Below are 3,053 nucleotides of genomic sequence, written 5' to 3'. Positions count from 1 at the left end.
GAACATATACAGTCGAATCGGTTGGGGATATGAGTTATGTTGAAAAAGGAAAAGAAAGTGTGGAAATATAATTATATCTCAAATAGAAATAAGAAAGGGAAGCTAGAAAATCTAGCTTCCCTTTCTTATTTTGTAAATTATGGGGTTAATAAAATCTTCCCAGTACTTTTACGGCTCTCTAATAATTCATGTGCAAGAGCACCATCTTGTAAAGAGAATGTAGTAGGACTCGCGATGTTTAATTTTCCAGTCGTAATCCAATCAAATAATTGAGTAGAGCGCTGCTTACGTTCTTCAAAAGTAGTAAGCACGTTCCAAAGGTCTCCACCCGTTAAAGTTTTTGAAGTATCCATAAGCATACGTGGATCAACAGGCGCGGGATTACCGCCAGCCATTCCGTAAAATACGACAGTACCACCATTTTTAGTTGCTTTAAAACTTTCCGCGAGTGTAGAACCTACTGATTCATACACAACATTTACTCCGGCACCATTAGTCAATTCAAGTACTTTCGTATGCCATGCTTCAGTATATAAAAATAAGTGATCAGCACCAGCTAACATGGCTACTTTTGCTTTTTCGTTGGATGACGTGAGGCCGATTACTTTTCCGCCCTGTAGTTTAATCATTTGGATGAGAAGCTGACCAACACCACCAGCTGCGGCATGTACTAATGCTATATCACCCTGTTTTATTTGATAGCTATCTTTCGTTAAATAATGTGCTGTTAATCCTTGTAATAAGACAGAAGCGGCTGTTTCAAAAGAAATAGAATCTGGAAGTGGAATTGCTTTTTCAGATGGAACGGCAACTAATTCTGCATTTGCGAATGGAGCGTCAGCAAATGCAATGCGGTCTCCGGGATTGATAGTAGTAACGTTAATTCCTACTTTTTCAACAATACCAGCCCCTTCATAACCTAATATATAAGGCGGGTTACCAGCGAGATGATAATCGCCGCGGCGTCTATAAATATCAGCGAAATTTAAACCGATTGCTTGCATGCGAACAAGAATTTCATTTGGATTTATGATTGGATCAGGTATTTCTTTATATTGTAGTACATCAGTATTTCCGAACTGTTCGAAATAAAGTGCTTTCATATGGAATACCTCCATTTATATTGTTTGTAGATGCTCTTTATCATACAATACAAATATCAATAGACAAAGAGAATTATTTCGATGGAATCAATCGGAAATATCGATTGAAAAGAGGGATGATAAATGGAGATAAAACAATTAATTACATTTAAAGTAGCGGCAGAGACTTTGAACTTTACACAAACTGCGAAGAAATTAAACTTTGCACAATCGAGTGTGACAGCGCAAATTAAAACGTTAGAGGCTGAGCTCGGTACACCGTTATTTGAGAGATTAGGAAAACGTCTTTTCTTAACTGAAGCAGGAAGGAAGTTTCAACTATATGCCGATAAGATGATCGCACTTAGTGATGAAGCGAAAATGGTTGTGAAAGATGATGAGGAAATAGCGGGTACGTTAATAATCGGTGCACAAGAAAGTCAATGTACATATAGGCTTCCATCTATATTAAAGAAATTTAAAGCACAATTTCCCCAAATAAAACTTATATTTAAACCTGCGCATTCCAATAAAGATGCGAAAGAGCAATTGATGGAGGGGAAAGTAGACCTTGCATTCATCTTAGACGAATGTAAAACAGAAGATGTTTTACATGTGGAGCCACTTATGAAAGAAGAATTAAAAGTAGTAGCTGCTCCTACGCATCGTTTACTTGAACAACCTTCCGTTTCTATAAAAGATTTAGAGAGTGAAACACTTTTATTAACGGAGCTGGGTTGCTCGTATCGGACTTTATTTGAAGAGYTATTTCGTACAGAAGATGTATAYCCAGCAAATARGATTGARTTTGTTAGTGTCGAGGCAATTAAACAATGTGTTATTGCAGATTTAGGAATAGCCGTTTTGCCAGCAATAGTAGTAGAAAAAGATATACGAGAGGGAACGATAAAGGAATTAGTTTTAAAGAATACAATCACTCCGATCTATACACAAATTGCTTGGCATAAAGATAAATGGATGACATCGCCGTTACAGCAATTTATTGATGTAACGAGGGAGTCTTTTACAACGGATTAAGTGGAGAAATATTTATTTTATATAAAAGAAAAAATGGCACTTTTGTATAAAGAACCGATGCTTGCATGTAACAAGTATCGGTTCTTTTATGTTTTAAATAAAGGATGCTATAAAATGTGTATTTCTCAACTTTTTTTCTTAGACGGATAAGTAAATTTCTTCGTATATTCCAATAACCATAAGGGAATTTACAACGTTTATTCGTTTCTGTAAGATGCCTCTAGGAAGCATGAAAGGAGGGCTTACATAGCAGTATAGGTTGTCTTTAGTATACGTACTTATTTTGAGGGGGGAATTTAAAATGTTTAAAAAGTTAATGAAAGTATGCGTGTTAAGTGCGGCAAGTATAGGTGTATTATTTAGTTTCCAAGGAAATACATTTGCAGCTACTGATTTAAGTAGTTATTATGACGGGAAAAATCCAGCAACAACAAAAGTATACGGGGGAAGTACAACGTGTGATGCAGATGGATTTAATGCAAAGTCTACAGCGGTGTACGAGGGTAGTAAAAAAGTAGGGACAGTGTATTTACGTTACAGTAATAAATGTCACGCAGCATGGTCTAAGCTTGTTTTAGATCAACCAGCACCTTCCGTTTCTGGAGGGATATATGCTTACGCTGTTATTAATAAATATAAAAACGGTGTATTTCAAAAATCAGTAGACTCTAATAGTGGTAATGGAGCAATAAAAACAGGTCAAACGAGCACGTATACAGGAATGGTATTTGATTTAACTGCTGATTTTGGTTATACAGCTGATGCTGAAGCGGTGACGATTAATAATGGTTACGGGAAAACTGGACGTTATTAATAAAGGAGTGAAATTCTATGAAACTTTTTAAAAAGGTAAGCGCATGTCTTTGTCTGGCGTTGCTCATTGTAACTAGTATGTTTAGTACGACCAATAGTGATAAAGCATATGCAGAAGAC

The 3,053-nt window shown here is 36.2% G+C and carries 3 protein-coding genes; 2 read left to right on the top strand and 1 reads right to left on the bottom strand.

All coding sequences use genetic code 11. The annotated features are described in order from the left end of the window. Positions 1–137: 137 nt before the first annotated feature. The gene (locus tag AC1DJR_RS23990; RefSeq protein WP_429687917.1) at positions 138–1,103 is read right to left on the bottom strand and encodes a quinone oxidoreductase family protein; all 966 of its coding nucleotides are present in this window, start codon (positions 1,101–1,103) and stop codon (positions 138–140) included. Between the two features lie 123 nt (positions 1,104–1,226). Between AC1DJR_RS23990 and AC1DJR_RS23985 the strand changes: the two genes are divergently transcribed. Both AC1DJR_RS23985 and AC1DJR_RS23980 read left to right on the top strand, forming a co-directional pair. Further along, positions 1,227–2,120 (top strand): LysR family transcriptional regulator, encoded by an 894-nt coding sequence (locus AC1DJR_RS23985; protein WP_477003673.1) that lies wholly within the window; start codon positions 1,227–1,229, stop codon positions 2,118–2,120. A 301-nt stretch (positions 2,121–2,421) separates the two neighbouring features. Beyond that, entirely contained in the window at positions 2,422–2,934 is a 513-nt protein-coding gene (locus AC1DJR_RS23980; RefSeq protein ID WP_131245360.1) for a DUF2690 domain-containing protein, read from the top strand. Positions 2,935–3,053: the final 119 nt, after the last annotated feature.

The organism is Bacillus sp. 05T31, from assembly GCF_056396725.1.
This window is presented reverse-complemented; position numbering and strand designations above follow the sequence as displayed.